Raw genomic sequence first — 26,071 nt, 5'->3', positions numbered from 1 at the left:
CAGGGCTGTTACATAGAGTTACAAATGTTTGATTTATAATATATTAAATTCATAAGTTCTTTGAAATTAATGATACTCCATTCCATAGCTGACTTGATAGAGTCTTTTCCATTAAGACGAAATAGGTTAATTGATATATTTCTCATTATTGAAAGATTCTCAGGAGCATTACCTGATTTAGTCTTACTCTTGTCCTCTTTCATTTGTACATCTTTCACCCAGTGCAAACGATTTTCTATACCCCAATGAGAACGTATGTGATTAGCAAAGAAATCAGCCTTATTCTTAGCTACACTGCTAATATGGTAAACTATCTCTATTGTCTGACCTTTCTTTGTTTTGACATAACGTGTTGTTTCTATAATTCGCTTTATACCAAACCATTCAGGAGAAATACCCTCTAAATTTTTATAAACTTTGGTAATACGCAATTCATCACGACCTCTTAGCAAAGAACACTCTTGGTAAGTGTGCATTAAATACTTTTTTGTAGCAACATTTGCTTTTATTTGCTCAAAAAGCTTTTTTTGATTACCTTTTACTTGTACTATGTAGTCATTTTTTGACTTTATAATAGTTTCAAGAGTTTTTTTGACAATGTAAGGCATCTAAAGTGATTATTTCACCTTGAATGTCTAAGGCTTGTAAGAGTCTTTGAACGGTATAAATTTCAGATTCTTTTTTGTTCTCTAATTTATCACAAGCTAATACAATGCCTCTTTGTGAAGCAAAAACACTTATCAATGAAACAAAATTCTGATAGTTATTTTGAGTGTCTTTAATAGTTCCTGCAATAGCCTTTCCATCAACAGCAAGTGTTTCACCTTGACACATTGGTAAAAATTGGGCAGTCCACTGATTGAATTTTTGGGCAAAATCATCAAAATCAATTTCCATAAATATCCTTCTAATAGAGCCATATGTAGGTACTTTACAGAAAGTTAGATACTTTTTAAACTCCCATTGGTTTTCTTTGAGGAAACGGCCTATTTCTCGATAACCAGTATAACCTGACATTATTGCTGTTAGGCACATAATCAGGAAGTTAGGCATTTTATGGCGGATACCGCGTCTTTTTCTAGTATCCTCTATACTAGATAACATTTCTATCAGTGTCATAGACTTTTACATTTTATTAGAATGCAAAAATAGTAATTTAAAATAACTTACAAAACTTTGTAACAGCCCTGCCCTAGCCCCCTTCAAAGGGGGAATGTAGCGACGGAAAGAGAATAGATGGTTTGGGATAATTAGAGAATTAGCAAATTTGGAAATTAGCAAATGAGAAGTGTGATTAATCGAAGGGACTCTGAAAGAGGTTGGTTTTTTGCCATTGTTTGAAAGTTTAACATTCCTTTAATAGTTGAGAATAAAAAAAAGCATTACTTTTGCCTCAAAATTTAAATACTAACATTCATTATGAAGAGAATTTTATTGAGCCTTTTGGCAATGGCTACGCTTGTAGGGTGTGGTAGTAAGGACGATAATAATCCTACCCCTCCTCAGAGACCTGACTTCACAAAAGAACAGCAAAACTATCTGCCTACTAAAAAAGTAAAACACGTAACAGCTACTTATGTAGAGGCTGATTATGAAAATGGTTCTTACCCTTCCGTACAATACAAAGACTTTTTAAACCCTGAGTTGAATCAGGGACAAAAGTTTACAGTGAAAACTATGGAGTACTTCTATGAGTATGACAATGCAGGTAGAATCACTAAGGTTACTTTTAAAAGAGAGGGAGACTCTGATATTGTAAGTTCCCTCACTTATTCAAATATTTCGGTAACCATTACGTCTCCTCCTCCTTATGATGGGATTAGAGAGCCTCGCTCTATAGAATATGGGCTCAATTCTTCTGGTAACATATTAAGCTTAGGGGTATACAACGAGAAACAACAACTCAAAAACTCTATGAGTGCAGGAACTTTTACTTGGGAAAACGACAACCTCACTAAAATCAGTAGAAAAGTAACGAGAAATGGGGTGGTTAAAGAAAGAGGGGTGAAATTTTCTTACAATAGTGCTACTAATAAAAATAAATTTTACTTACTTGATCATACAGGGGATGATATCCGTAGCTATCAGGAATATTTTGCACTTTCGATTGCTATCATAAAAGGAGCAGCTCCTAAAAACTTACCTATAGAAGCGACTCCTTTAGAGGAAAACGATTCTTATAGTAGTCGTTTTGAGCGCCCAGTGAGCTTCAGTTATACTTTTGACAGCGATGAGTTTGTAAAAACTATTGCTGAAAAAGAAAATAAATTTGTCCCTGGTTCGTTATATTCATACGTTCCTAACAATGGCAACAACGAAATTGGTACTTATTGGAGTGAGCTACAAACACTGATTGCAAACATTGAGAATAAAACGGTTACTGATAAGAGCTACAAATTTATCAGTGATGATGGTAGTACTCGTATTTTTGAGATTACTGTACCTGTAAAAGTAGAAAAAGATAGCAATGGTAAAACTATCAATCTGAACGTGAATAAAGTTTGTAAGTTTACCGTATCTTATAACAATACTTCTGCTACTGATATCCGTATGGATGCTACCTACTATGCTGATATAATTACGAATTACGAATTAAATTACTAATACCACTATGAAGAGATTTTTATTAAGCCTTTTGGCATTGGCTACCCTTGTAGGGTGTAACAGTAAAGACGACAACACTCCTACGCCTGCAAAGCCTCTATCGGAGCAACAGCAAGCTTATTTGCCTACTAAAAAAGTAAAACGTATAAGCTGTACTTATATTGATGAAGGTACTACAAGCAACACTAATAGTCCTAACAGTTATTTAGAAGCTGAATTATACAACCAAACGTATACTTTACGTACTGCCGAATACCTATACGAATACGACAATATGGGTAGAATCAACAAGGTTACCATAAAACAAGAAAGAAAACCTGAAGATGTAAGAACTTTTACCTATAAGGACTATTCGGTAATAATTACCGCTCCTTATGATACCGAAGTGAATGGTCAATACGATATTCAAGCGGTAGAGTATGGACTAAATGCAGCAGGTAACACACTTGGGTTTGGTATGTACAACGAAAAACAACAACTTAAAAGTGTAGGTGACGAGATTATTACTTGGGAGAATGACAATATTAGCAAAATTATTAGCAAAGATGATAGAGAAGGAAATAAAATTCTCGAAACTGTCTTAACTTATTACAACAATGAGAATAAGAACAAATTTAACGTTTTTTCTTTTGATTTCAGTAGAGAAAGCAGAAGTTTTATGAATTATTTCGAAATGCCTATCGCTTTGATAATTGGTGCATCTCCTAAAAATTTGCCTAAGAAAGTAGTAATTCCGTCTTCTCGCTACAATGGAGAAATAGAAAACAAAATCATAGAACTTGCTTACACTTTTGATAATGATGGTTTTGTGAAAAACATTAGCGAAAACGAGTATTTAAGAACTGGAACTTCAGTAGGAGCTTATTATCAAAATCCCTCTTATGGAGATATTGATGCTACAACTATGTCAAACACTTTGCAAGATCTTATGACTAAGATTGATAACGGAACAGTTACCGGTAAGAGTTATAAAGTCATCAATAACAAACAAAATGAGCGTGTAATTCAATTTACCATTCCTATAAAAGTAGAGAAAGATAGCAATGGTAAACCACTTAACCTGATAGTAGATAAAATCTGTGAATATACTTTCAGATATATCACTGAAAACAATCAGAAAAAGTTATCACAAATAGAAATGAATATAACATTCAAACCTCATTTAGTAACCCATTACGAACTCAATTACTAATAGACTTTGAAAGCAGAAATCAAATTGTCCGCCCTCACTGTGTGAGGGCGGACAATTTGCTAATTAGTAAATTAGTCGTACTTTTGCTCCCTGAAACTAACAACAGATGCGAACAAGAAGTATAAAGAAAAACACTATAAACGTCGTAACCCTTGGGTGTTCTAAAAATGTATATGACAGCGAAGTGCTGATGGGGCAACTCAAAGCGGGTGGCAAAGAGGTGGTGCACGAACAAAAGGGGAATATTGTGGTGATTAACACTTGTGGGTTTATCAACAATGCCAAAGAGGAGAGTATCAACACTATTTTGGACTATGTGCAACAGAAAGAAGCAGGATTGGTAGATAAGGTGTTTGTGATGGGTTGTCTCTCTGAACGCTATAAACCCGATTTGGAGAAAGAAATCCCTGATGTAGACCAATACTTCGGTACCAGTGAGCTACCTGCCCTCTTGAAAGTACTCGGCGCCGACTATAAATACGAGCTCATAGGCGAGCGCCTCACTACTACCCCTAAGAACTACGCCTATCTGAAAATATCGGAAGGTTGCGATCGCCCTTGTAGCTTTTGTGCGATTCCGCTAATGCGCGGGGCGCACCTATCGACCCCTATTGAAGCTCTCGTAACCGAAGCGGAGAAGTTGGCTGCCAAAGGGGTGAAAGAACTTATACTCATCGCTCAAGACATTACCTACTACGGTCTCGACCTCTACAAGAAACGCGCCCTTGCCGACTTACTGCGTGCCCTCGTAAAAGTAGAAGGTATTGAATGGATACGCATACACTATGCATTCCCTACCGGCTTCCCGATGGACGTATTGGAGGTAATGAAGACTGAACCTAAAATCTGCAATTATTTAGACATTCCACTTCAACATATTTCTGACTCTATCCTCGCAAGTATGAAGCGCGGTACTACTCAAGCGAAGACTACTAAACTGCTGAAAAAGTTCCGCGAAGCGATACCCGAAATGGCTATACGCACTACCCTTATTGTGGGGTACCCAGGAGAAACGGAAGAAGACTTCCAGAAGCTGAAAGACTTTGTAAAAGAGATGCGTTTCGACCGTTTGGGTTGTTTTACTTACAGTCACGAGGAAAACACTACCGCCTATGCGCTCGAAGACGATGTGCCGGAAGAAGTAAAGCTTGCACGTGCTAACGAGATTATGGAGATACAGTCGCAAATATCGTGGGAGCTCAACCAAGAGAAAGTAGGGAAGACTTTTCGTTGTCTCATCGACCGCAAAGAGGGCAACTACTTTGTAGGTCGCACCGAATACGACTCGCCCGATGTAGACAACGAGGTGCTTATCGATGCTAAAAAACACTATGTAAAGATAGGTGATTTTACAAATGTAAAAATTATCGATGCTACCGATTACGATTTGTATGGAGAGCCGTGCTAATCAACAAATTGGCTAATTCGCAAATTATTATTACCTTTGCACCTATGAAAATAGGTAATATAATGACAAGTATCAAGCAAAGAGAAGAAATACAAGCCACAATTTGGAAAATAGCCAACGAAGTACGCGGAGCAGTAGATGGGTGGGACTTTAAACAGTTTGTGTTAGGAACCCTCTTTTACCGCTTTATCAGTGAGAATTTCACGAACTACATTGAAGCAGGCGACGAGAGTGTGCATTACGCCCAGATGCGTGATGAAGAAATTTCTCCCGAAATAAAAGACGATGCTACGAAAACTAAGGGTTATTTTATCTACCCCTCTCAGCTGTTTGTGAATGTAGCTAAAAATGCGAATACCAATTCCAATCTCAATACCGATTTAGCAGCTATCTTCTCTGCTATCGAAAGCTCTGCCAATGGCTACCCCTCTGAGACTGACATCAAAGGACTGTTTGCCGACTTCGACACTACCTCCAACCGCCTTGGCAATACCGTTGAGGAAAAAAACAAACGCCTCGCCGCGGTAATTAATGGAGTGGCAGGGCTTAGTTTTGGCGATTTCGAAAACCACCAAATCGATCTCTTTGGCGATGCTTATGAGTTCCTTATTTCGAACTATGCTGCCAATGCAGGCAAATCGGGCGGGGAGTTCTTTACCCCTCAGAATGTATCAAAACTCATTGCGCAGTTGGCATTGTTGGGACAATCTTCAGTAAACAAGATTTACGACCCTGCTTGTGGGTCGGGCTCTCTGCTACTACAAGCTAAAAAACACTTCGATGACTACCAGATAGAAGAAGGCTTTTTTGGGCAGGAAATCAATCATACTACCTACAACTTGGCGCGTATGAATATGTTCTTGCACAATATCAACTACGATAAATTCAATATTGCCTTAGGCGATACGCTTATCAACCCTTGTTTTGGTGATGAAAAACCTTTTGATGCCATCGTTTCCAATCCTCCTTATTCGGTGAACTGGATAGGTAGCGACGACCCTACCCTTATCAACGACGACCGTTTTGCACCCGCAGGTGTATTAGCACCAAAATCTAAAGCCGACTTTGCCTTTGTATTGCATTCCCTCAGCTACCTTTCGGCTAAAGGGCGTGCCGCTATTGTCTGCTTCCCCGGTATCTTTTACCGTGGAGGTGCCGAGCAGAAAATACGCAAATACCTCATCGATAACAACTATGTAGAAACCGTTATCGCCCTACCGCCCAACCTCTTCTACGGCACCAGCATTGCGGTGAATATATTGGTGCTTTCCAAACACAAACCCGATACCCGAACCCAATTTATAGATGCCAGTGGTGAGGACTTTTTTAAGAAAGAAACCAATAACAACGTACTTACAGATGCCCATATAGCGCGTATCGTTAGCATTTTTGCCGACAAAGAGGCGGTACCTCACACCGCTGTGATGGTAGACAACCAGCAGATAGCCGAAAATGACTACAACCTATCTGTGAGTTCATACGTAGAGGCAAAAGATACCCGCGAGGTGATAGATATCAAGCAACTCAACGCCGAAGTAGCGCAAACCGTAGTGCGGATTAATGAGCTGAGGGCTGATATAGAGGAGATTATTAGAGAAATAGAGGGGTAGGATATGAATAGTGAAATAAAATATCTGATTTATAATACACCGCAAGAAGCGGTTTCAGTTGCAGAAGGAGAACTTGACAGAAATTCAGTTATCGAGAAAATCTCGGCAACTGCACAACTGATAAGGCAAACTCAGAATGATGTAACTATTTCCAAAATGGAAACAGTTCACCCCTTTAGTTGGTTAATATATATCATTTTTAGGCATAATTTGCTTAATCTAAAACCTATTTTATTCAAACACCAATAATAACAACAAATGACACAAGAACCTAAAATATTCCCTTATATAGAACGCCTCCTGCAAGGCGCTGAAGTAGTATGGAAACCACTGGGGGAGATAGCGGAAATCAAAAGAGGACAAAGAGTTACTAAACTAGAACTTTCTAATGATAAACAATACCCCGTTTATAGTGGAGGCGTGAAACCTATGGGGTATTATGATGCATACAATCAAGAAGCTAACACAATTACTATTGTTAAATATGGCACAGCAGGTTATGTTAATTTCATTACTGAAAGATTTTGGGCTAATGATGTATGTTATTGTATAAAACCACATACTATTTTAGAAAATAAATATTTGTTGTATGTCTTAAAGGATATGCAGGTATACATTAATTCATTAGCGACAGATGCAATTCCTGCTCACTTGCCTGCCCCTTCATTAGCTTCTATTCAAATCCCTCTTCCCCCTCTTTCTGTTCAGCAAGAGATTGTTCGTATTTTGGACAAGTTCACCCAGCTGGAGGCGGAGCTGGAGGCGGAGCTGGAGGCGGAGCTGGACTGCCGCAAGCGGCAGTATGAATACTATCGAAATAAGTTATTGATATCATTTGATGAATCTGCTGTTCAATGGCTAACTTTAGATAATATTTACAAGTTTCAATATGGAATTGGAAATAAGATACCAACGATTGGGGGAGATTATCCTGTATATGGAAGCAATGGTATTGTTGGAACACATAGTGAATATAATAGTGAAGATGCCCCTGTTATTGGGCATATAGGAGCATATGCTGGAATAATAAATTGGGCTAAGGGGAAGCATTTTGTTACTTACAATGGCATTATTTGTAAGAAAATAAATGATAATGTAAACGCTAAATATGCATATTATCTTTTATTGTTACAAAATTTCATTGACAAAGCAAATAAGGCATCTCAGCCATTTATTTCTTATGATGTTTTAAACAGATGTATTGTCCCTATTCCCCCATTAGAAGAGCAAAACCGCATTGTCGCTATTCTCGATAAGTTCGATACATTGGTCAATTCTATCAGCGAGGGGTTACCCAAAGAAATAGCCCTGCGCAGAAAACAATACGAGTATTATAGGGAGAGATTATTGTCGTTCCCCTCGTAGGGGTCAATGGCAATTGACCCTAAACATTGAGGAAGGATTGTCGTTTAAGGGCGAATTGCCTCACATACTCAGCTGCGCCAGCTCGCTGACTTTACCCCTACAGCAGGGTGCAAACGGACTAAAGAAATAGCCCTGCGCGGGAAACAATATGAGTATTATAGGGAGAAATTATTAACTTTTACAAATGACAAATAATAACTATGGGAAAAAAACTTAAAGAAATAGCACAAGAGCTAAAAGATAGTTCTAAAAAAGTACAACTTATCTATGCTTTCAATGGTGTAGGTAAAACACGTTTGTCTTGTATCTTTAAGGATTTAGTCACTTCTGAACAAGATGATGATGAAAAAACTCGTTCAAAGATTATTTACTACAATGCCTTTACAGAAGACTTATTTTATTGGGATAATGACCTAGAAGAGGATACTAATAGAAAATTAAAAATTCGTCCTAATGGTTTTACTCATTGGGTACTTGTAGATGAAGGACAAGAAAGGAATATTATCACTAACTTTCAACGTTACACCAATGATAAATTGACCCCAATATTTAATTCAGAATATACAATTAAAGGAGAAGACGGAAAAGATATTAAAGTTCCTGCATATTCTGAAATAACATTTTCTATAGAAAGAGGAAATAATGAGAAAATTAATAATATAAAGATTTCTAAAGGAGAAGAAAGCTGTCTTATTTGGTGTATCTTCTATAGTTTGTTAAAACAAGTTATTGAGACTTTAAACATTCCTGAAGCAGAAGAACGTCCTGTAGATGGGTTTAATGAGCTAGAATATGTTTTTATAGATGACCCAGTAAGTTCTTTAGATGAAAATCACTTAATAGAATTAGCTGTAGATATAGCTGAACTCATAAAATCAAGTCAGAATGAGCAATTAAAGTTTATAATCACAACACATAACCCATTATTCTATAATGTCTTGCATAATGAACTTAATTTTAAGTCAAAAAATAAGAAGAATTCTCCTTGTGCTTATATGTTGGATAAAAATGAAGATGGAACATTTGAAATTGATCCAAAGTTTGGTGATTCTAATACAAGTTTTTCCTATCACTTATTTCTAAAGCAGACTATAGAAGAGGCTATTCAAACAAAAAGTATTCAAAAATATCATTTTATATTATTGAGAAATCTTTATGAAAAAACAGCAAGTTTTTTGGGTTATCCAGAATGGTCAGATTTATTACCAGATGACAAACTAACATATTACAATAGAATCATTCAGTTTACCAGCCACTCTACTTTATCAAATGAGGCTATTGCAGCACCTACTGACCCTGAAAAGAAAACCTTAGAACTTTTATTTAATCATCTTGTAGGGGATAGATATTGGAAAGAGGAGCAGCAACAATAGCATACAATTTCTTACAAGTGTAAATGCAAAATATACCTTCAAGAAAGAATAAGCAAGTTTTGCCCTTTGCTAAGCAAGGAAGAAATACAACTATAACTAATTGAAAATCAATATCAAAATTTAAATAAGCAAGTTTTACCCTTAAATAAGCAAGTTTTTAACAATGAATTACAACACTATCGCCGAAACACAAAACTACATTGTTTTAGAAAATTATACGAAGCTCTCTAAAGTGAGTGAAACTCCTGCTACTTACCAAAGTGAGAATGCTTTAGAACGCGAATTTATAGAGGATTTGGTAGGGCAAGGCTATGAATACTTACCTCTGCTTACTACTCCCGCAGCTCTCTTGGCAAATGTGCGTACGCAGTTGCAAAACCTCAACAGCGTAACCTTCTCCGATGCCGAATGGGCGCGCTTTGTAGAAGAGTATTTAGATGCCCCTAGCGATAACTTGGTAGAAAAATCGCGCAAACTGCACCGCGATTATATCTACGACTTTGTGTTTGACGATGGGCATATACAAAACATCTATTTGGTAGATAAGAAAAATATCATTCGCAATAAGGTACAAGTAATCAACCAGTTCGAACAGAAAGGCTCTCACGCCAATCGTTATGATGTAACGATTTTAGTGAATGGGTTGCCCTTAGTGCAAATCGAACTCAAAAAACGAGGGGTGGCCATCCGCGAGGCGTTCAACCAAGTGCATCGCTATAGCAAGGAGAGTTTCAACAGCGAGAGTTCATTGTACAAATACTTGCAACTATTTGTCATTTCCAACGGTACCGATACCCGCTATTTTGCCAACACCGTAAAGCGCAATAAAAACAGCTTCGACTTTACGATGAATTGGGCAAGAGCTGATAATTCTCTTATACGTGACCTGAAGGATTTTACCGCTACCTTCTTCCAGAAAAATACTTTATTACAAGTGCTACTCACCTATTCGGTGCTTGATGTAAGCGACACACTATTAGTGATGCGCCCCTACCAAATAGCTGCTACCGAGCGACTGCTCTGGAAGATAAAAAGTGCCTATCAGGCTAAGCACTGGAGCTCTCTCGAGGGAGGTGGCTACATCTGGCACACTACAGGCTCGGGCAAAACGCTTACCAGCTTTAAAGCTGCCCAATTGGCTACCCAGCTCGATTTTATCGATAAAGTGTTCTTTGTGGTAGACCGCAAAGATTTGGATTATCAAACGATGAAGGAATACCAACGCTTTTCGCCCGATAGTGTAAATGGTTCAGGTAGTACTGCCGGACTCAAACAGAATTTAACTAAGAACGACCATAAAATTATCGTTACTACCATCCAAAAACTCAATAACCTGATGAGGAGCGAAGAGCATTTGCCAGTATACGACCAGCAAGTTGTCTTCATCTTCGATGAGGCACACCGTTCCCAATTTGGTGAAGCGCAAAAGAACCTTAAAAAGAAATTCAAGAAGTACTACCAATTTGGTTTTACAGGCACCCCTATTTTCCCCGACAATGCCTTGGGCAGCGAAACCACTGCCAGCGTCTTTGGTCGCGAACTGCACGCCTATGTGATTACCGATGCTATTCGCGATGAAAAAGTACTGAAATTCAAAGTAGATTACAACGATGTACGTCCACAATTTAAGGGTATAGAAACCGAGCAAGATGAAGCCAAACTCAGTGCTGCCGAAAACAAACGCCTCTTGCTACACCCTGAACGTATTAGGGAAATATCTACGTACATCTTGCGCAATTTTCGCCTCAAAACCCACAGGAATGAGGGTAGTAATAAGGGCTTCAATGCGATGTTTGCCGTTAGTAGTGTAGAGGCTGCCAAATGCTACTACCAAGAGCTCAACGCCTTGCAAAAAGATAGTGACCGACCGCTCAAAATAGCGACTATCTTTTCTTATGCTGCCAATGAAGAACAGAATGCTATAGGCGACATTACCGACGAAACTTTCGAACCTTCCGCTATGGACGTCAGTGCCAAAGAGTTTTTAGAAAAAGTCATTGCCGACTATAATGCGATGTTTAAAACAAGTTTTTCATTAGAAAGCAAATCGTTTGAAAACTACTACCGCGATTTGAGTAACCGTGTGAAAAATCAAGAAGTTGACCTATTGATAGTAGTCGGTATGTTCCTCACAGGTTTTGATGCCCCTATGCTCAATACGTTGTTTGTAGACAAAAACTTACGCTATCACGGACTTTTGCAGGCTTATTCTCGCACTAATCGCATCTACAACAGCACTAAAAGTTTTGGCAATATCGTTACTTTCCGCGATTTAGAAAAAGCTACCATCGATGCTATTACCCTTTTCGGCGATAAGAGCACCAAGAATGTAATCCTCGAAAAAAGTTACCAAGAGTATCTCGAGGGCTTTACTGATATTATTACCGGTAAAGCTTGCCGAGGCTATAACGAAATTGTAAAAGAACTAAAAGAACAATTCCCCGACCCTGATGAAATTCACACTACAGCCGATAAGAAAGCCTTTGTAAAGCTTTTTGGTGAATATTTGCAGGTGGAAAACATCTTGCAGAACTACGATGAATTTGCCCATCTCAAAGCGCTACAAACGATTGATAAAAACGACCCTGAAGCGTTAAAATCCTTTGCCGAGGAGCATTTCCTAACCGAAGAACAAGTGGCTTCTATGGTACAATTAGAGGTACTAAAAGACCGATTAGTGCAAGATTATAAATCTACTTATAACGATATACGTGATTGGGTGAGCAAGGAACGCGAGAACAAAGAGCAAGAAAAACAGTTAATTGACTGGGAAGAGGTGGTTTTTGAAGTAGATTTGCTCAAATCTCAAGAAATAGACCTCGATTATATCCTCGAACTCATCTTAGAACACCACAAAAAGAACAAAAACAAAGAGGCTTTAGTAGAGGAAGTGCGTCGCATTATCCGTGCCAGCATAGGTAACCGTGCCAAGGAAAGCCTTATAGTAGATTTTATCAACGAAACTAATTTAGATACTATTGACGACAAACCGACTATCATAGCAGCGTTCTTCACTTATGCCCAAGAGCGACAAAAAGCTGAAGCGGCTGAGCTAATCGCGGAAGAAAACTTAAATGAAGAGGCGGCTAAACGATATATACAGCTTTCTCTAAAACGAGAATATGCTAGCGAAAATGGCACTGACCTCAATAGCATTTTGCCTAAAATGAGTCCGTTAAACCCACAATATCGAACCAAAAAACAAACTGTTTTTCGCAAAATAGCTGCTTTTGTAGAAAAGTACAAAGGCGTAGGAGGTGAATTGTAATTTTATAATTCACAAATCAGCTAATTTACAAATTATTACTACCTTTGCACTATGAAAAAATACTTAATAGCCTGCCTCGGCAATATAGGGGCTGAATACGCCAACACACGTCATAATATAGGATTCCTTGTAGCCGATACATTGGTGAAAGACCATAATGTTTCTTTTACTACTCAGAAACTTGGTGACCTCGCCGAAATTAAAGTGAAAGGACGTACCTTTATATTGTTGAAACCCTCCACGTATATGAACCTCAGTGGCAAAGCGGTACGCTACTGGATGGAAAAAGAGAACATTCCTTTGGAAAACCTCTTGGTCATTTGCGACGATTTGAATATTCCGTTTGGCACTATCCGAATCAAAGGCAAAGGTAGCGACGGAGGTCACAACGGACTTAAAGATATACAAGCCCAACTGAACACCCAACAATATGCACGTTTGCGCTTTGGCATTAGCAGTAATTTTGAATCAGGCAGGCAAATAGACTATGTGCTTGGCGAGTGGGCTCCCGAAGAGCAAACCCTCTTGCCTGAACGCCTACAGAAATCTGCCGAAGCCGTCCTTTCTTTTGGCTTAGCAGGGCTTAATATTACAATGAACACCTTTAATAACAAGTAACCCCTGACCCCTAATACTATGTATACACATCATCTCATTCTCATTCTGCACCTCATTGCTGCCACTATTTGGGTAGGCGGACACTTAGTATTGGCTATTGGCTATTTGCCAAAAGCTCTCAAACGCAAAGATTTTAGCTATATAACAAATTTCGAGAAGACTTACGAGCCTATCGGAATGCCCTCACTTGCCGTATTAGTTATCACAGGTATTTTGATGGCTTACGACTACAATGCAGGTTTGAGTTCTTGGTTTTCTTTCGCTACTCCTATTGAGCGCGTGGTATCGCTGAAACTCACTTGCTTGCTCACCTCTATTTGTTTTGCTATTTCGGCACAAACGCGCGTTTTGCCCAAACTGCGCAAAGGTCAGCTCAACAAGTTACCCGAAATGGCGGTGCATATTATCTGTGTAACCCTCATAGGGGTAGTAATGGTAGTACTGGGTAGTTTAGTAAGAATAGGAGGAATACAATAATATTAGAGAGCTAACTAATAAACTTCTATTAGCCCTCTTTCCTTTAAGGTTTATTGTTCCGCATACCATTCCCTTTCATTTAACCACACGTGCCAACTTACCAGCCGTCCACAATTCGTATAAGCGTCCTATAAGCTAAGCCCCCATTTCACCTCTTATCTTTTACCTGAATTACCTCTTCCGAACCTCTCCAATTTTCTTCGTCTCCGTTTACTAATCTGTTAATTTTCTCATTTTCTAATTCTCTCATTTTTTAATTTGCTGATTTTTTTCCTCCCTCGATTGGTTTTAATAATATTCTAAATTCAATCAATGTGCATTCGGTATTCGATTAATCTTCGGTTAGTCTCCATTGTAGAGCCACTGTAGACCCACTGTAGACCCACTGTAGACCCACTGTAGAGCCACTGTAGAGCCACTGTAGAGCCACTGTAGAGCCACTGTAGAGCCACTGTAGACCCACTCATCCTTCGCTTTACTTTTATCTTACCTTCGCTCTACCTCCTAAAAAACCTTGTCTTTCACCCTAATAACCGTCACTACTTTTTACTCACATACCCAGCTGTGCCCCCTCTCTGGCTTTACCTTCTACCTTTTTTACACCGTCAGGTCTACTTCTTTCAAAAGACAATTTCGTGCGTTCAACCTATTTCCTAAATAACTCTTTCCCTTTCTTGCTAAATTTATTCTAAAACCTCTATTTGTTTATTTATTTTAAAATATGTAATATTGCACTTGTCAAAAAAAGTATTTTGTTATAAACCTTTGATAAACACAATATAACAAATACCTAAACATTTCCTTTACTTTAATATTTCTTACAGTAGATAGAATTTGATAAATAAACGAAAAGAAATGATAACAACCCTTTAACTATAACACCCTACCTTTGCCCCAACGAAATAAGACATTTTCCATATAACTAAAATTCCAAAATTATGGATAGATTACATTCATACAAAACCAAACTACTGATGCTCGCTTGGCTGTTCGGGCTATGCGTAGGAGCACAATCCCTGTTTGCCCAAACAGTAAAAGGGAAAGTAGTTGATGAAGACAATATGCCTCTGATGGGTGCTACCGTATTGGAAGCAGGTACTAAAAACGGCGTAACCTCCGATTTCGACGGTAACTTCCAACTCAGCTTGAAGAACGGAAATGCTACCTTAGAGATATCCTTTATGGGATATAAGAGTACCAAAGTGCAGGTGCAAAACCGCAACAGCATCACCGTAAAGCTCTTGCCCGAAACCACCGAACTAAAAGAAGTGGTGGTGGTAGGGTATGGTACCCAAAAGAAGGAAACTGTAACAGGTGCTATTTCTTCTGTTAAAGGAAATAAACTCGTAGAAAATGCAGTTGCCAACGTCTCCAATGCGCTGGTTGGGCGTATGCCAGGGATTACCTCCACTCAGTCCAGTGGTGAGCCTGGCAGGAATGCTACTACCATTCGTATTCGCGGGGTGAGTACCTTCAATGCAAGTAGCCAAGAACCTTTGGTAGTAGTAGATGGTATCCAAAGCTCTATGAATGCTGTAAATGCGATGGACCCTTACGAAATTGAAAGTATTAACTTACTGAAAGACGCTTCGGCAACAGCTGTCTATGGTGTGAAAGGAGCTAACGGGGTGGTGGTAGTAACTACCAAAAGAGGTCGTTCTGGCGCTCCTAAGGTGAGTCTTACTTATAACTTTGGTATGAGCGAGTTGGCTACTCAGTTAGACTTGCTCAATTCTTATGATTATGCTCGTTTCCGCAACGAAGCTATTCGTAATGACAACGACCCTAGTAACTTCGATAAACTGTTCAGTGAAAGCGGTTTTCACAACGAGCTATGGAAGTTCAAGAACAATCGCGACTATACACCTCAAGAGGTGGAAGCGATGAACCTCACTCCTGAACAAAAACAAGCTCTGCTAAATAGCCCTGCTCTGTATTACACCAGTCATAACTATTTCAAAGAAGCTTTTGGCGGGGTATCTCCTCAAACGCAATTCAACCTAAACGTATCAGGAGGAAGTGAGAAAACGCGTTATTTTACTTCTTTGGGCTATTTCTATCAAGGAGGTACTTTCAAAGAAACTAACTACCACAACGCCGATGTAAACTCTAAATACCAGCGTTACAACTTCCGCTCTAACTTCGATTTTGAACTTACCGACCGCACCAACCTCACACTCGACCTCGCTGCTGTATCTTCAAAGGTAGGAGGCATTTTAGGTAGTGAGCAAGACGGCGATGTAAACAGCGAAACAGCCCGCAAAAAGTCGATGTTAGTGCATATCTTGGCGAATACGCCTTTTGCAGGTCCTGGTATTGTAGATGGGCGTTTAATCGATGGATATGTAGATGGTGTAAATCCTTTAGTAGGCAAAGGAGGTACAGGTTATTCGGTGTTGTCTAGCTTGCTCTGGCGACCTTACCTTACTACCTATCAAACCGACTTGAACCTAAACTTAAAACTGAAACACAAACTCGATTATATCACTCAGGGTCTTTCTATTTCGGGTACTTTTTCTTACAACGATTTGTATAGAAAAGGTGTGAAAAGAGAACGCTCTATCCCTTCGTATAGCGTAACTCGCAACCCTAAAAACCCTGCTGAACTACTCTTCTTTGGCGGCAGACTCAAACACACTACCCTTACCGACCGCTTTAAATCAAGCAAGTGGCGTCGCCTCTATTTTGAAGTAGCTACTAACTACGACCGCTCTTTCGGAAAACACAATATCACTGCCTTACTTTTGGCTAACGGACAAAAAACGTATGACCCTGGTTTTGAGTTTAACGTACCTGCTAGTATTATGGGGCTCGCAGGTAGGGTTACTTACGATTACGATCGCCGTTACCTTATTGAAGGTAATATGGGGTATAATGGTACCGAAAATTTCGCTCCTGGCAAACGCTTCGGGTTCTTCCCTGCCTTCTCATTGGGTTGGGTAGTTACGAACGAAAAGTTCTTCCCTAAAAACAATATTGTTACTTACTTAAAGCTCAGAGGTTCTTATGGCGAAGTAGGGAATGACCAAGTAGGTGGTCGCCGTTTTCTATACTTGCCTAGTACTTGGGGCTATGGCTATGAAGGCTATCGCAACGATGGTTATGGTGCAGGAGGTTACTATTTCGGTAGTAGTGATGGTACTACCAAAGACCCTTTCTATACCGGTGCTTGGGAAACTCGTGTAGGGAACCCCAATGTTACTTGGGAACGCGCCAAAAAAAGCAATGCGGGTATCGACCTGAATATGTTTAAAGATAGGCTTACTATCAATACCGATGTATTCCAAGAAAAACGCGACAACATCTTGTGGAACAGAGGTACAGTGCCTGGTATTGTAGGTTCTGACCTTCCTGCGAGCAATATAGGTAAGGTAACCAATAAAGGTTACGAAATACAAGTGCACTGGGGCGACAAGATAGGCGATTTCACTTATGGCATTGGGGGGAATGTATCCTATGCCAAAAACAAAATAGACTACCGCGATGAGCCTAACAACCCTCACCCTTGGATGAATGAAACGGGCTATTCTATCGGGCAGTATAGAGGTTATCTCACCAATGGTTTCTACAACACTTGGCAAGAGGTAATGCAACGCCCATATTCGCGTTTTGATGGCAATAAAGTACAACCTGGTGACCTCCGCTATGTAGATGTGAATGGCGATGGCGTTATCGACGAGAAAGACCGCGTGCCTATTGGTTATGCAAACTTCCCTCGCTATACTTTTGGGGCAAACCTCAATGTAGGTTACAAAGGATTTGAAATATCGGTGTTGTTCACCGGTACGGCTCAAGGTTCTATGCCTTTGGATTTCTATACGCGCAACCCTTTCTATATGGGTACAGGGGCTGCTTTCCAACATCAGTACGACGGGCGTTGGACTCCTGAGAAAGCCCAAAATGGCATTACCCCTACCTTCCCGCGTGCTTCTATGCGCACCGGTGATAATATCAACGGATTGTTTAGCGACTTCTGGTTGCTCTCTACCGACCATATCAAGCTGAAAAACGTAGAAGTAAGTTATCTCTTGCAAAAGAAAATGTGGTTGGATAAAGCAGGTATCTCATCGGTGAAGGTATCGGTGAGCGGTAACAACCTCTATACGTGGTCTAAAATGCACGATGGTTACGACCCCGAACAACAAGATTCTAACGGCGCTGCCTCTGGATATCTCTACCCTATGACCCGCACTTATAGCGTAGGGCTCAACGTTCAATTCTAAAAAATACAACCAATGAAAAAGCTCATTTATACCACCTTAATCCTCGTCTTTTTCTCACAAATATTTTCTTGTAAGTTAGAAGACCACTTCCTCGAAAAGAGTTTAGGAAGCGATGTGAATGTCGATTCTATCTTTTCGAGCAAACAGAAATCTCTCTCGGCTATTGCCCAAGCCTACGCGATGAGCCTGCAATCAGGTATTACCTTGCGTTACGACAATGGGCGCATTAGCGGGCTGAAAGCGGGAACGCTCTCTCACCTATCGGGAGAAGTGAACGATGTGAAATTCAGTTGGGAAGACACCTATAAAATTCAACGTTCTGGAATGGTAGCCAGCGACTCCGATGGCAAAGCGCTTAGCTCCGATGGTTTTGTGTTCAACTACCAATCTATCCGTCAGTGCTATTTGGTGATTGAGAATATCGATAAAGTCCCCGATCTTACTGAGGTACAAAAGAAAAGTATCAAAGCCGAAATGTATACCCTCATCGCCTACCGATATGAGGAGATGTTCAAACGTTACGGCGGAGTGCCTATTATAGAGGGTACTCTTTCAGTAGATTCCGACCTAAATATTCCTCGCGCTACTTTGCGCGCTACCTTAAACCACATTATTGCCCTTTGCAACAAAGCTATTCCCGACCTGCCCGATAGCTACAACGCTTCGGAAAAAGGACGTGTAACCAAAGGTATCCCAATGTGTATCAAAGCCGAAGCATTGATGTACGCCGCGCGTCCACTGTTCAATAGCAATACGCCTTATATGAGTTTGGGAGGTAATAACAACCTGATTTGTTTTGGTACGCAAGATGCTTCGTTGTGGCAACAAGCCATAGAGGCTAATGAGCAAGTGATACGCTGGGCAACTGCCAATGGTTATCAAATCATCAATACGGGCAACCCCTTAGCCGATTACGGTACAGCGGTAGCAACCCCTAACAACCGAGAAGTGCTCCTCGCCTTTAAATCACAAAGTTTTATAGAGGCTTACAACCCTCACAGCCAACCAGGAGGAGCAAATTCTATGAGTTACTTGCAGCTTACCCAATACTACAAAACTGATGGTACCGACCAAACGTGGACGGGTGAAAATTGGGAAAGCTACGCTACTTATGTGAACAAGTGCAACGAGTTAGAAGCCCGCTTTAAAGCCTCAGCAGCGATTGCAGGACAACAAGCGTGGAACAACCCTAGTTCGCATTATTGGTCAAGTGAGAGTTTGGCAAATGCTTCTACTTGGGAAAAGAGAGCAGGCAGTGAAGGCGCAGGACGCCGTGTGAAATTCTTCTATATGGCTGATACCCGCGATTGGTTTGAATTCCCTTTGTACCGTTTGGCTGAGTTCTATTTAAATCTCGCCGAAGCCTATAACGAAGCAGGCAATCCTGCTCAGGCTTTGCAAAACCTTAACGTTATCCGCTCGCGTGCAGGGCTGCCCAATGTTACTGAAACAGGACAAGACGCTTTGCGCAAACTCGTACAAAGAGAGTGGGCGGTAGAGTTCTACGAAGAAAATCACCGTTACTTTGATGTAAAACACTGGAAACTCACCGATATTGCCAATGGTATCATTGGAGGGGAAAAGAAAGGAGTAGTTTTTGAGTACGCCCCAGGAAAATCGGAAGGGTGGAATGCGTGGGATTACGCTTCTTATGCTGTGAAACCTGTCTATACAGGGTATTGGGACAACAGTCAGTACTTAGAGCCTTTCCCTCAATCGGAAGTGAACAAAGGCTACTTGATACAAAACCCAGGGTACTAATAACCAATTAATAAAACAACTGAAATGAAATATAAACATAACATATTATTTTGTAGCCTTGTGGGCTGTATGCTTTGGGCAGGTGCTATGCAGGCACAAAGCCCTCTGAACGTACCCGAAGAATTGTCTACGCTTTCTACCTCATCAGTAAAAGGAGAACAACTCTTAAAAATGCCCACAACTAACTTTACCAACAGTTTGTTTGGGTTGCTACCTGGGCTCACTGTATTGCAAGGCGGAGGAATGGACAATGCCAGCCTAAATATCCGCGGGTTGGGTTCTTACAACTACCCTTCGGTTACCTATTTTATCGATGGTTACCAAAGTGATTTTATACTGCTATCGCCTTCCGAAATCGAGTCGATTACAGTTTTGAAAGATGCGGCTGCCTTAGCACCATTTGGTATGAAAGGAGCGCACGGCATCGTGTGGATTACCACCAAACGCGGTACAGAAGGCAAACCTGTGGTAGGGGTAGATTTCCAAACAGGCGTGCAAATGCCTACGGTACTGAGCAAACCGCTATCGGCTACCGAGTATGCTCAGCTATACAACGAGGCTTACAGTAACGATGCAGGGGCTTGGACAAGCTTTTACAATATCCCTAACGATGTGAAATACAACACCGATTGGTATGACAAAGTGCTCAAAAAGTCGGCTTTGTTTGATAGGCAAGATGTGAGCATACGCGGAGGCTCGGCTACTACCAAGTATTTTGTGCTATTAGGGCACGCTGGCAACAGTGGTTTGTACGCCTCTAAGAACGACGATTCGCATTCCAGCGGAAGGTTCGACCAATATCTCGTAAAGGCAAATTTAGACTTCAGTATGCTCAAAATATTTGAAGGTAATGTAAATATCAACGGGCGTATAGAAGACCGTAAATCGCCTAATTACAACGAGTATAAGCTCTGGCAAAACTTGGCGAGCTACCCTAATATCATTTATCCGGCACAAAACCCTAATGGCTCATTCCCTGGTACAGCCATCCACCCCGATAACCCTTACGCTTCTATCCGAGCCTTAGGTATCAAAACCCTACACGACCGCACTTTAGGGGCTAATTTCAACCTAAAAGAGAAATTAGACTTCATCACCCCTGGTTTATACATACAACAAGGCGTATCGCTCAGTTCGTGGACACGAGGCACACGCATTGTAAGTAGAGATTACACTCGTATGTTCAATGGGGCAGCACAAACCACTCATCGCGATAGCAACTACAAAGTAGACGACGACTGGGGTACCAACCAATGGAACCGTTTGCAGTTTCTGTTGGGTGCAGGTTATGCCCGTGAGTTTGGACAAAACACTTTCCAAACAGCGGTAAATTACCTTCAATACGTTTATAATATAGACGACAATCTCAACGGAAAAGCGGGTTTGAACAACAACTACGCTTATCAGAATATCGGCGGACGTGTGTTCTACGATTGGAACAAACGCGTATCAGCTGAATTTGGTTTTGCCTTTGGTGGCTCGGATAACTACAAGAAAGGTAATCGCTTTGGTTTTTATCACGCTCTTTCAGCAGCCTATCAGGTTTTCAATGAGCAACACCCTTCGGCGAATGCCAATATCAATCGGTTGAAATTGCGTGCTTCAGTAGGTACTACGGGTAACGATGTGTACAACGAAGGTCGCTACTTATACGAACGCTATTACGGTTCTTACGGAGGAGGCGGTTTTGCCACAGGAAACGATGACCCGTCGTGGCATAGTGCTATCGGACTAAAATACGTGCCTAATGAACATATTTTCGCCGAAAAAGCCTATAAGTACAACATAGGCGCGGAAGCTAAATTCTTTAACAAATGGGACGTGATGATAGAGGCTTTCTTCAACAAACACGAAGGTATTATCACCCCTGATTACAGTATTTCAAGTGTCTTTGGGGCTACCCCTCCCTATAAAAATATAGGAAAGGTTACTAACCGAGGTTTTGAAGTGAGTACGCTCTACAGCAATGCAGCAGGAAAACTCACTTATAGTATAGGCGCTAATGCTTCATTTGCTAAAAACAAAATAGACTATATGGCTGAGTACGATGCTAGTAGCGAGAGTTCAGCTCAAACAGGTAGACCTATCGGCACGCGCTTTGGCTATGAAGCTGCCGGATTTTACGACATAAACGATTTTGACAGCAATGGCAACCTGCTACCTTCACTCCCTAAACCTTCGTTTGGAAATGTTGCCCCTGGTGATGTGAAATACCGCGACCTAAATGGTGACAACCGTATAGACCCTGCCGATAAAACCGAAATAGGCAAAAGCTACCTCCCTACACTCACCTATGCCGGTACACTCAACCTTGGTTATGAAGGGTTTGACCTTGGCGTGCTCGTACAAGGAGTACAAGGCAGAGAGGTGAATTTATTAGACGATGCACGCCAAAAAACAGTTGCTTTCGAGAACAACGGCAATGTGTATGCTATCGCCAAAAACCGCTGGGCTTACTATCCTGCACAAGGCATCGACACCCGTAGCAGCGCCCAGTACCCACGTTTGTCGTTATTGAGCAACAACAATAACACCCAGCCTTCCACCTTGTGGATAAAGAAAGCTAATTACCTAAGAGTACGCTACATAGAGTTAGGTTACAGCATTCCTAAACGAATGCTCGACGAGATAGGCGTTAGCAAATTGCGCATTTATGTGAATGCTGCCAATCCGTTTACTTTCTCATCACTGCTTACCGATTACGACTTAGACCCCGAAGTACTATCGGGTTACCCTGCCCTCAAATCGGTTACTATGGGTGTGTCTTTAAAGTTTTAAACAAATGAACTACCGAAAATATATCGCTATGTTAAAGAGTAATAAACCGAGCAGAACAATCTTTGCAGTGAGCTACATTGCGCTGATGAGTACACTCATCGGGTGTAATGTGTTGGACACCAAAGAAGATATTTACGATACCGACGAGCAGATAAAAACCAATTACCAAGTGTTGTACGACTTTGGTTATGCTGCCTATACACGTTTGCAAAACCGCTTTGATGCCATCGATGGCAATCTGTTTGCGGCAGTGAGCGACGAGGCTGAATATACACTTTCGCCTTCAAACACTCAAGTTTTTAACGAAGGAAGCTGGAATAGCACCAACAATCCCGATAATACGTATGCTTACAACTACGAGGGCATACAAGCGGCTAATTATTTCTTGGAAACTTTTCCTAACTATGCTTCTTTCTTAAAGCAGAACCGCAACCTTATCACTCAAAACGACATCAACAACTACAATCGCGATGTAAAGAGCATAAGGGCTTTGCGCTTTGAAAATCGCGTGTTGCGCGCTTATTTCTATTTCGAACTACTGAAACGCTATGGAGGTGTGCCTCTTGTAAAAACAAGGCTTTCCACCGATGACAATACACATTTGCCTCGCAACACAGTGGACGAGGTAGTGAATTATATCGTGAGTGAAATCGATGCTTCCAAAGATAGCTTGATTACCAATTGGGGAAGAGATTTTGATATAGGTTTAGACGGGCGCATTACCAAAGGAGCTGCCTTAGCCCTCAAATCCAGAGTGTTGCTTTATGCGGCAAGTCCGTTGTACAACCCCACTAACGATGTGAACAAGTGGAAAGCAGCTGCCAGTGCTGCCAATGAGCTTCTCAGCTTAAATCTCTACAGCCTCGACAATAGCTACCGCGATTTGTTCCTCGGAGACAGAAGCGCGAAAAGCTCTGAAACCATTTTTGCTATTCGCCAAAGTGCCACCAATGATTTGGAAAGGAAAAACTACCCTATTGGCAGTGCCGGAGGCAACAGTGGCATTACGCCTTCACATAATTTGGTAAGTGCTTATGAGTACAAAGGTGCTCCTGACCCTAATGATATATACGCCAATCGCGACCCTCGACTCGGCTATACGATAGTAACCAACAACAGTCAGTGGAACGGACGCACAATGGAAATATACGCAGGTGGCGCTGACAACTACAACGCCAAAAACGCTTCACGCACGGGCTACTACCTCAAAAAGTTTTTGAACGACAATCTTGATTTAGTGCAAGATGAAAAAAGACTTCGCTCTTGGGTAGTTTTCCGTTTGGCTGAAATTTACCTCAACTATGCCGAGGCGATGAACGAAGCCTACGGACCCGATGCTAACAACGGTTATGCACTTACTGCCAAAGAGGCTATCAATTTGGTGAGAGGCAGAACGGGTGTGGAAATGCCTGCGATTACTACAGCATCAAAAGAGGAGTTCAGAGAGAAAGTAAAACACGAACGCCGTATAGAACTCGCCTTTGAAGAACACCGCTATTGGGATTTGCGCCGTTGGAAAGACGCTACTACCGTGCTCAATGAGCCGCTTACTGGAGTGCAAGCTACCAAAAACGGCAATCATTTTAGCTATCAAGTAAAAGAAGTAGAAAAGCGCACTTTTACCGAAAAGATGTACTTTTACCCTATCCCTCATAGCGAAATCAATAAATCTAACGGAATTGTAAAACAAAACCCAGGTTGGTAGTGACGAATGACGAGTGACGAAATACGTCAATTTGATAAAATAATTGAATAACAAACCTCATCGCTTTTGCGGATTCCCTCCCCCTTCCCTTGGGGAGGGGGAGAAGGAGGGGGTGAGGACAAACTCTTATATATGAAAACAAAAAACATTACATTATTGCTACTCCTATTCGTAGCCTTCATCGCTTGTAAAAAAGACGATGTATTTGAAGACCCTGGTATAAACAATATCTATATGCCACAAGCCTCCTTGAACAACGGAGGTAATGAATATAATGTGCCTTTTGGAGGAAACTCCGAGAACTACACTTTCGACGAGACTACTAAGAAATTGAAAATAGTGCTCGGCGTGAAGAACTCTGGTCTCTCTACCGATGGCTTTGCTGTAAAACTAAAAGTAGACGCACAAGCTACTAATGCCTATGTAGAAAAGTACAAAAACGACGAGAAAAAACCTGCTGTAGTACTGCCCGAAGGTTCTTACACTTTGCCTGAAAGCGTAAGCGTTGCCTCTGGTAAAAGTGAAGAATCATTTTACTTGGACGTAGATGTGCAAAAGCTCCTTACCGACCACGCTGATTACTATAAAAATCGCATTGCTTTGGCAGTAAGCATTTATGGCAATGAGAGAATCCTCCAAAACAAAGCGACTACTATTGTAGTGATTGACGGGGCGAAGTTCTTGCCTACTCCACCTGAACCTCCTAAGCCTCCTGTGGAAAATATGATTAAAAAAGACGCTTGGAAGATTCTAAAACAAAGTATAGACGGAAAAATTACAGCCGATGCTAAGATTAATATCGTAGATGGAAATATCCAATACTCATCAGGTAAAGTGGGTGGTAAGTTCAACCACGTGATTTACCAACCAGTAAATGTAGAAAAAGGACAGACTTACACTTACGATATGCACGTGGAAATCAAAGGGCAAGCGTGGGGTTGGATACAAGCGTATGTGAGTGAACACGAGCCTGAAGAAGGCAAAGACTTTGGCGATGGCAAGGTATTAGAACTCCAAAACAACATCACCTCGCCTATGAGTGGTTCATTTGCCGAACTTTCAGCTATTCAAGACCAAAAAACCTATACCGCTGGTAAAACCGGTACGCTATACTTTGTAATAAAGATAGGTAGCTGGGATAACAACTTTGAGGATTTAGCCCTCTCTGATATCGTATTCAAGAAAGATAATAGTCCTAAGCCTCCTAAACCTCCGGTAGAGACCAGCATCAAGAAAAACGCTTGGAAAATACTGTTACAAGGCATCAATGGAGGTCTTTCAGAAAAAGCCGATATCACCATTACCGACGGTAATATTCATTACACTTCGGGCACCGAAGGAAAGATGTTCAACCACGTAATTTATCAGCCTATTGAAGTAAGCGGAGGAGAAACTTATACTTACGATATGACGCTCACCGCCAAAGGCAAAGCGTGGGGTTGGATACAAGTGTATATAAGTCAGTGGGAACCAGAAGAGGGCAAAGACTTTAACGATGGTAAGGTATTTGACCTATCGGGAGAAATCAAAACGCCTAAAAGCGGACTGATGTCGGAATTAGCTTCAGGGGAAAAGACCTATACAGCTACTAAAAGTGGTAAGCTATACTTTGTGATAAAGATAGGTAGCTGGGATAACAATTACGAAGACTTAACTTTTTCAGATATCTTTATTAAAAAAGCACCTTAA

Annotated in this window: 16 protein-coding genes and 1 pseudogene; 15 read left to right on the top strand and 2 right to left on the bottom strand. The window is 40.8% G+C overall.

From position 1 onward, the window contains the following. Positions 1-8: 8 nt before the first annotated feature. Positions 9-1,104, bottom strand: a pseudogene (locus tag ACSQ7D_RS07900) (ISAs1 family transposase). Positions 1,105-1,419: 315 nt separating this feature from the next. On the opposite strand from ACSQ7D_RS07900, the gene ACSQ7D_RS07895 reads away from it, so the two are divergent. The 10 genes from ACSQ7D_RS07895 (at position 1,420) to ACSQ7D_RS07850 (ending at position 13,915) form a co-directional block, all read left to right on the top strand. Next, positions 1,420-2,604, top strand: coding sequence for a hypothetical protein (locus ACSQ7D_RS07895; protein WP_437135862.1), 1,185 nt, complete (start codon positions 1,420-1,422; stop codon positions 2,602-2,604). A 7-nt stretch (positions 2,605-2,611) separates the two neighbouring features. After that, complete coding sequence (locus ACSQ7D_RS07890; RefSeq protein WP_437135861.1) at positions 2,612-3,796, top strand: hypothetical protein; 1,185 nt, start codon at positions 2,612-2,614, stop codon at positions 3,794-3,796. A 106-nt stretch (positions 3,797-3,902) separates the two neighbouring features. Then, positions 3,903-5,204, top strand: a complete 1,302-nt coding sequence (gene rimO, locus ACSQ7D_RS07885; protein ID WP_437135860.1) for a 30S ribosomal protein S12 methylthiotransferase RimO — start codon at positions 3,903-3,905, stop codon at positions 5,202-5,204. Between the two features lie 62 nt (positions 5,205-5,266). Beyond that, positions 5,267-6,814 (top strand): type I restriction-modification system subunit M, encoded by a 1,548-nt coding sequence (locus ACSQ7D_RS07880; protein WP_437135859.1) that lies wholly within the window; start codon positions 5,267-5,269, stop codon positions 6,812-6,814. Positions 6,815-6,817: 3 nt separating this feature from the next. Next, positions 6,818-7,063, top strand: coding sequence for a hypothetical protein (locus ACSQ7D_RS07875; protein WP_314299285.1), 246 nt, complete (start codon positions 6,818-6,820; stop codon positions 7,061-7,063). 9 nt (positions 7,064-7,072) lie between these two features. Continuing rightward, complete coding sequence (locus tag ACSQ7D_RS07870) at positions 7,073-8,179, top strand: restriction endonuclease subunit S (protein WP_437135858.1); 1,107 nt, start codon at positions 7,073-7,075, stop codon at positions 8,177-8,179. Positions 8,180-8,379: 200 nt separating this feature from the next. Next, positions 8,380-9,552 (top strand): AAA family ATPase, encoded by a 1,173-nt coding sequence (locus ACSQ7D_RS07865; RefSeq protein ID WP_437135857.1) that lies wholly within the window; start codon positions 8,380-8,382, stop codon positions 9,550-9,552. Positions 9,553-9,715: 163 nt separating this feature from the next. Then, positions 9,716-12,820 (top strand): type I restriction endonuclease subunit R, encoded by a 3,105-nt coding sequence (locus ACSQ7D_RS07860; protein ID WP_437135856.1) that lies wholly within the window; start codon positions 9,716-9,718, stop codon positions 12,818-12,820. 51 nt (positions 12,821-12,871) lie between these two features. Continuing rightward, positions 12,872-13,438 (top strand): aminoacyl-tRNA hydrolase, encoded by a 567-nt coding sequence (gene pth / locus ACSQ7D_RS07855; protein WP_437135855.1) that lies wholly within the window; start codon positions 12,872-12,874, stop codon positions 13,436-13,438. A gap of 18 nt (positions 13,439-13,456) precedes the next feature. Beyond that, on the top strand, positions 13,457-13,915 hold the full coding sequence (locus ACSQ7D_RS07850; protein WP_437135854.1) for a CopD family protein: 459 nt from the start codon (positions 13,457-13,459) through the stop codon (positions 13,913-13,915). A gap of 305 nt (positions 13,916-14,220) precedes the next feature. Here the strand turns inward: ACSQ7D_RS07850 and ACSQ7D_RS07845 are convergent, their stop codons facing one another. Continuing rightward, complete coding sequence (locus ACSQ7D_RS07845) at positions 14,221-14,382, bottom strand: hypothetical protein (protein ID WP_437135853.1); 162 nt, start codon at positions 14,380-14,382, stop codon at positions 14,221-14,223. Positions 14,383-14,853: 471 nt separating this feature from the next. Here ACSQ7D_RS07845 and ACSQ7D_RS07840 point away from each other — a divergent pair, with 471 nt between their 5' ends. The 5 genes from ACSQ7D_RS07840 (at position 14,854) to ACSQ7D_RS07820 (ending at position 26,071) form a co-directional block, all read left to right on the top strand. Then, positions 14,854-18,138 carry a SusC/RagA family TonB-linked outer membrane protein gene (locus tag ACSQ7D_RS07840; RefSeq protein ID WP_437135852.1) on the top strand — a complete coding sequence of 1,095 codons (3,285 nt, stop codon included), beginning with the start codon at positions 14,854-14,856 and terminating at the stop codon, positions 18,136-18,138. A 12-nt stretch (positions 18,139-18,150) separates the two neighbouring features. After that, positions 18,151-19,899 carry a RagB/SusD family nutrient uptake outer membrane protein gene (locus tag ACSQ7D_RS07835; protein WP_437135851.1) on the top strand — a complete coding sequence of 583 codons (1,749 nt, stop codon included), beginning with the start codon at positions 18,151-18,153 and terminating at the stop codon, positions 19,897-19,899. A 24-nt stretch (positions 19,900-19,923) separates the two neighbouring features. Further along, the gene (locus ACSQ7D_RS07830) at positions 19,924-22,677 is read left to right on the top strand and encodes a SusC/RagA family TonB-linked outer membrane protein (RefSeq protein WP_437135850.1); all 2,754 of its coding nucleotides are present in this window, start codon (positions 19,924-19,926) and stop codon (positions 22,675-22,677) included. 4 nt (positions 22,678-22,681) lie between these two features. Further along, positions 22,682-24,382 carry a RagB/SusD family nutrient uptake outer membrane protein gene (locus ACSQ7D_RS07825; RefSeq protein ID WP_437135849.1) on the top strand — a complete coding sequence of 567 codons (1,701 nt, stop codon included), beginning with the start codon at positions 22,682-22,684 and terminating at the stop codon, positions 24,380-24,382. Positions 24,383-24,514: 132 nt separating this feature from the next. Further along, positions 24,515-26,071 carry a DUF1735 domain-containing protein gene (locus ACSQ7D_RS07820; protein WP_437135848.1) on the top strand — a complete coding sequence of 519 codons (1,557 nt, stop codon included), beginning with the start codon at positions 24,515-24,517 and terminating at the stop codon, positions 26,069-26,071.

The sequence above is a fragment of the Capnocytophaga sp. G1920 genome, from assembly GCF_051417515.1.
Note: the sequence above shows the minus strand (reverse complement) of the source record. Positions and strands in the feature narration are given on the sequence as shown.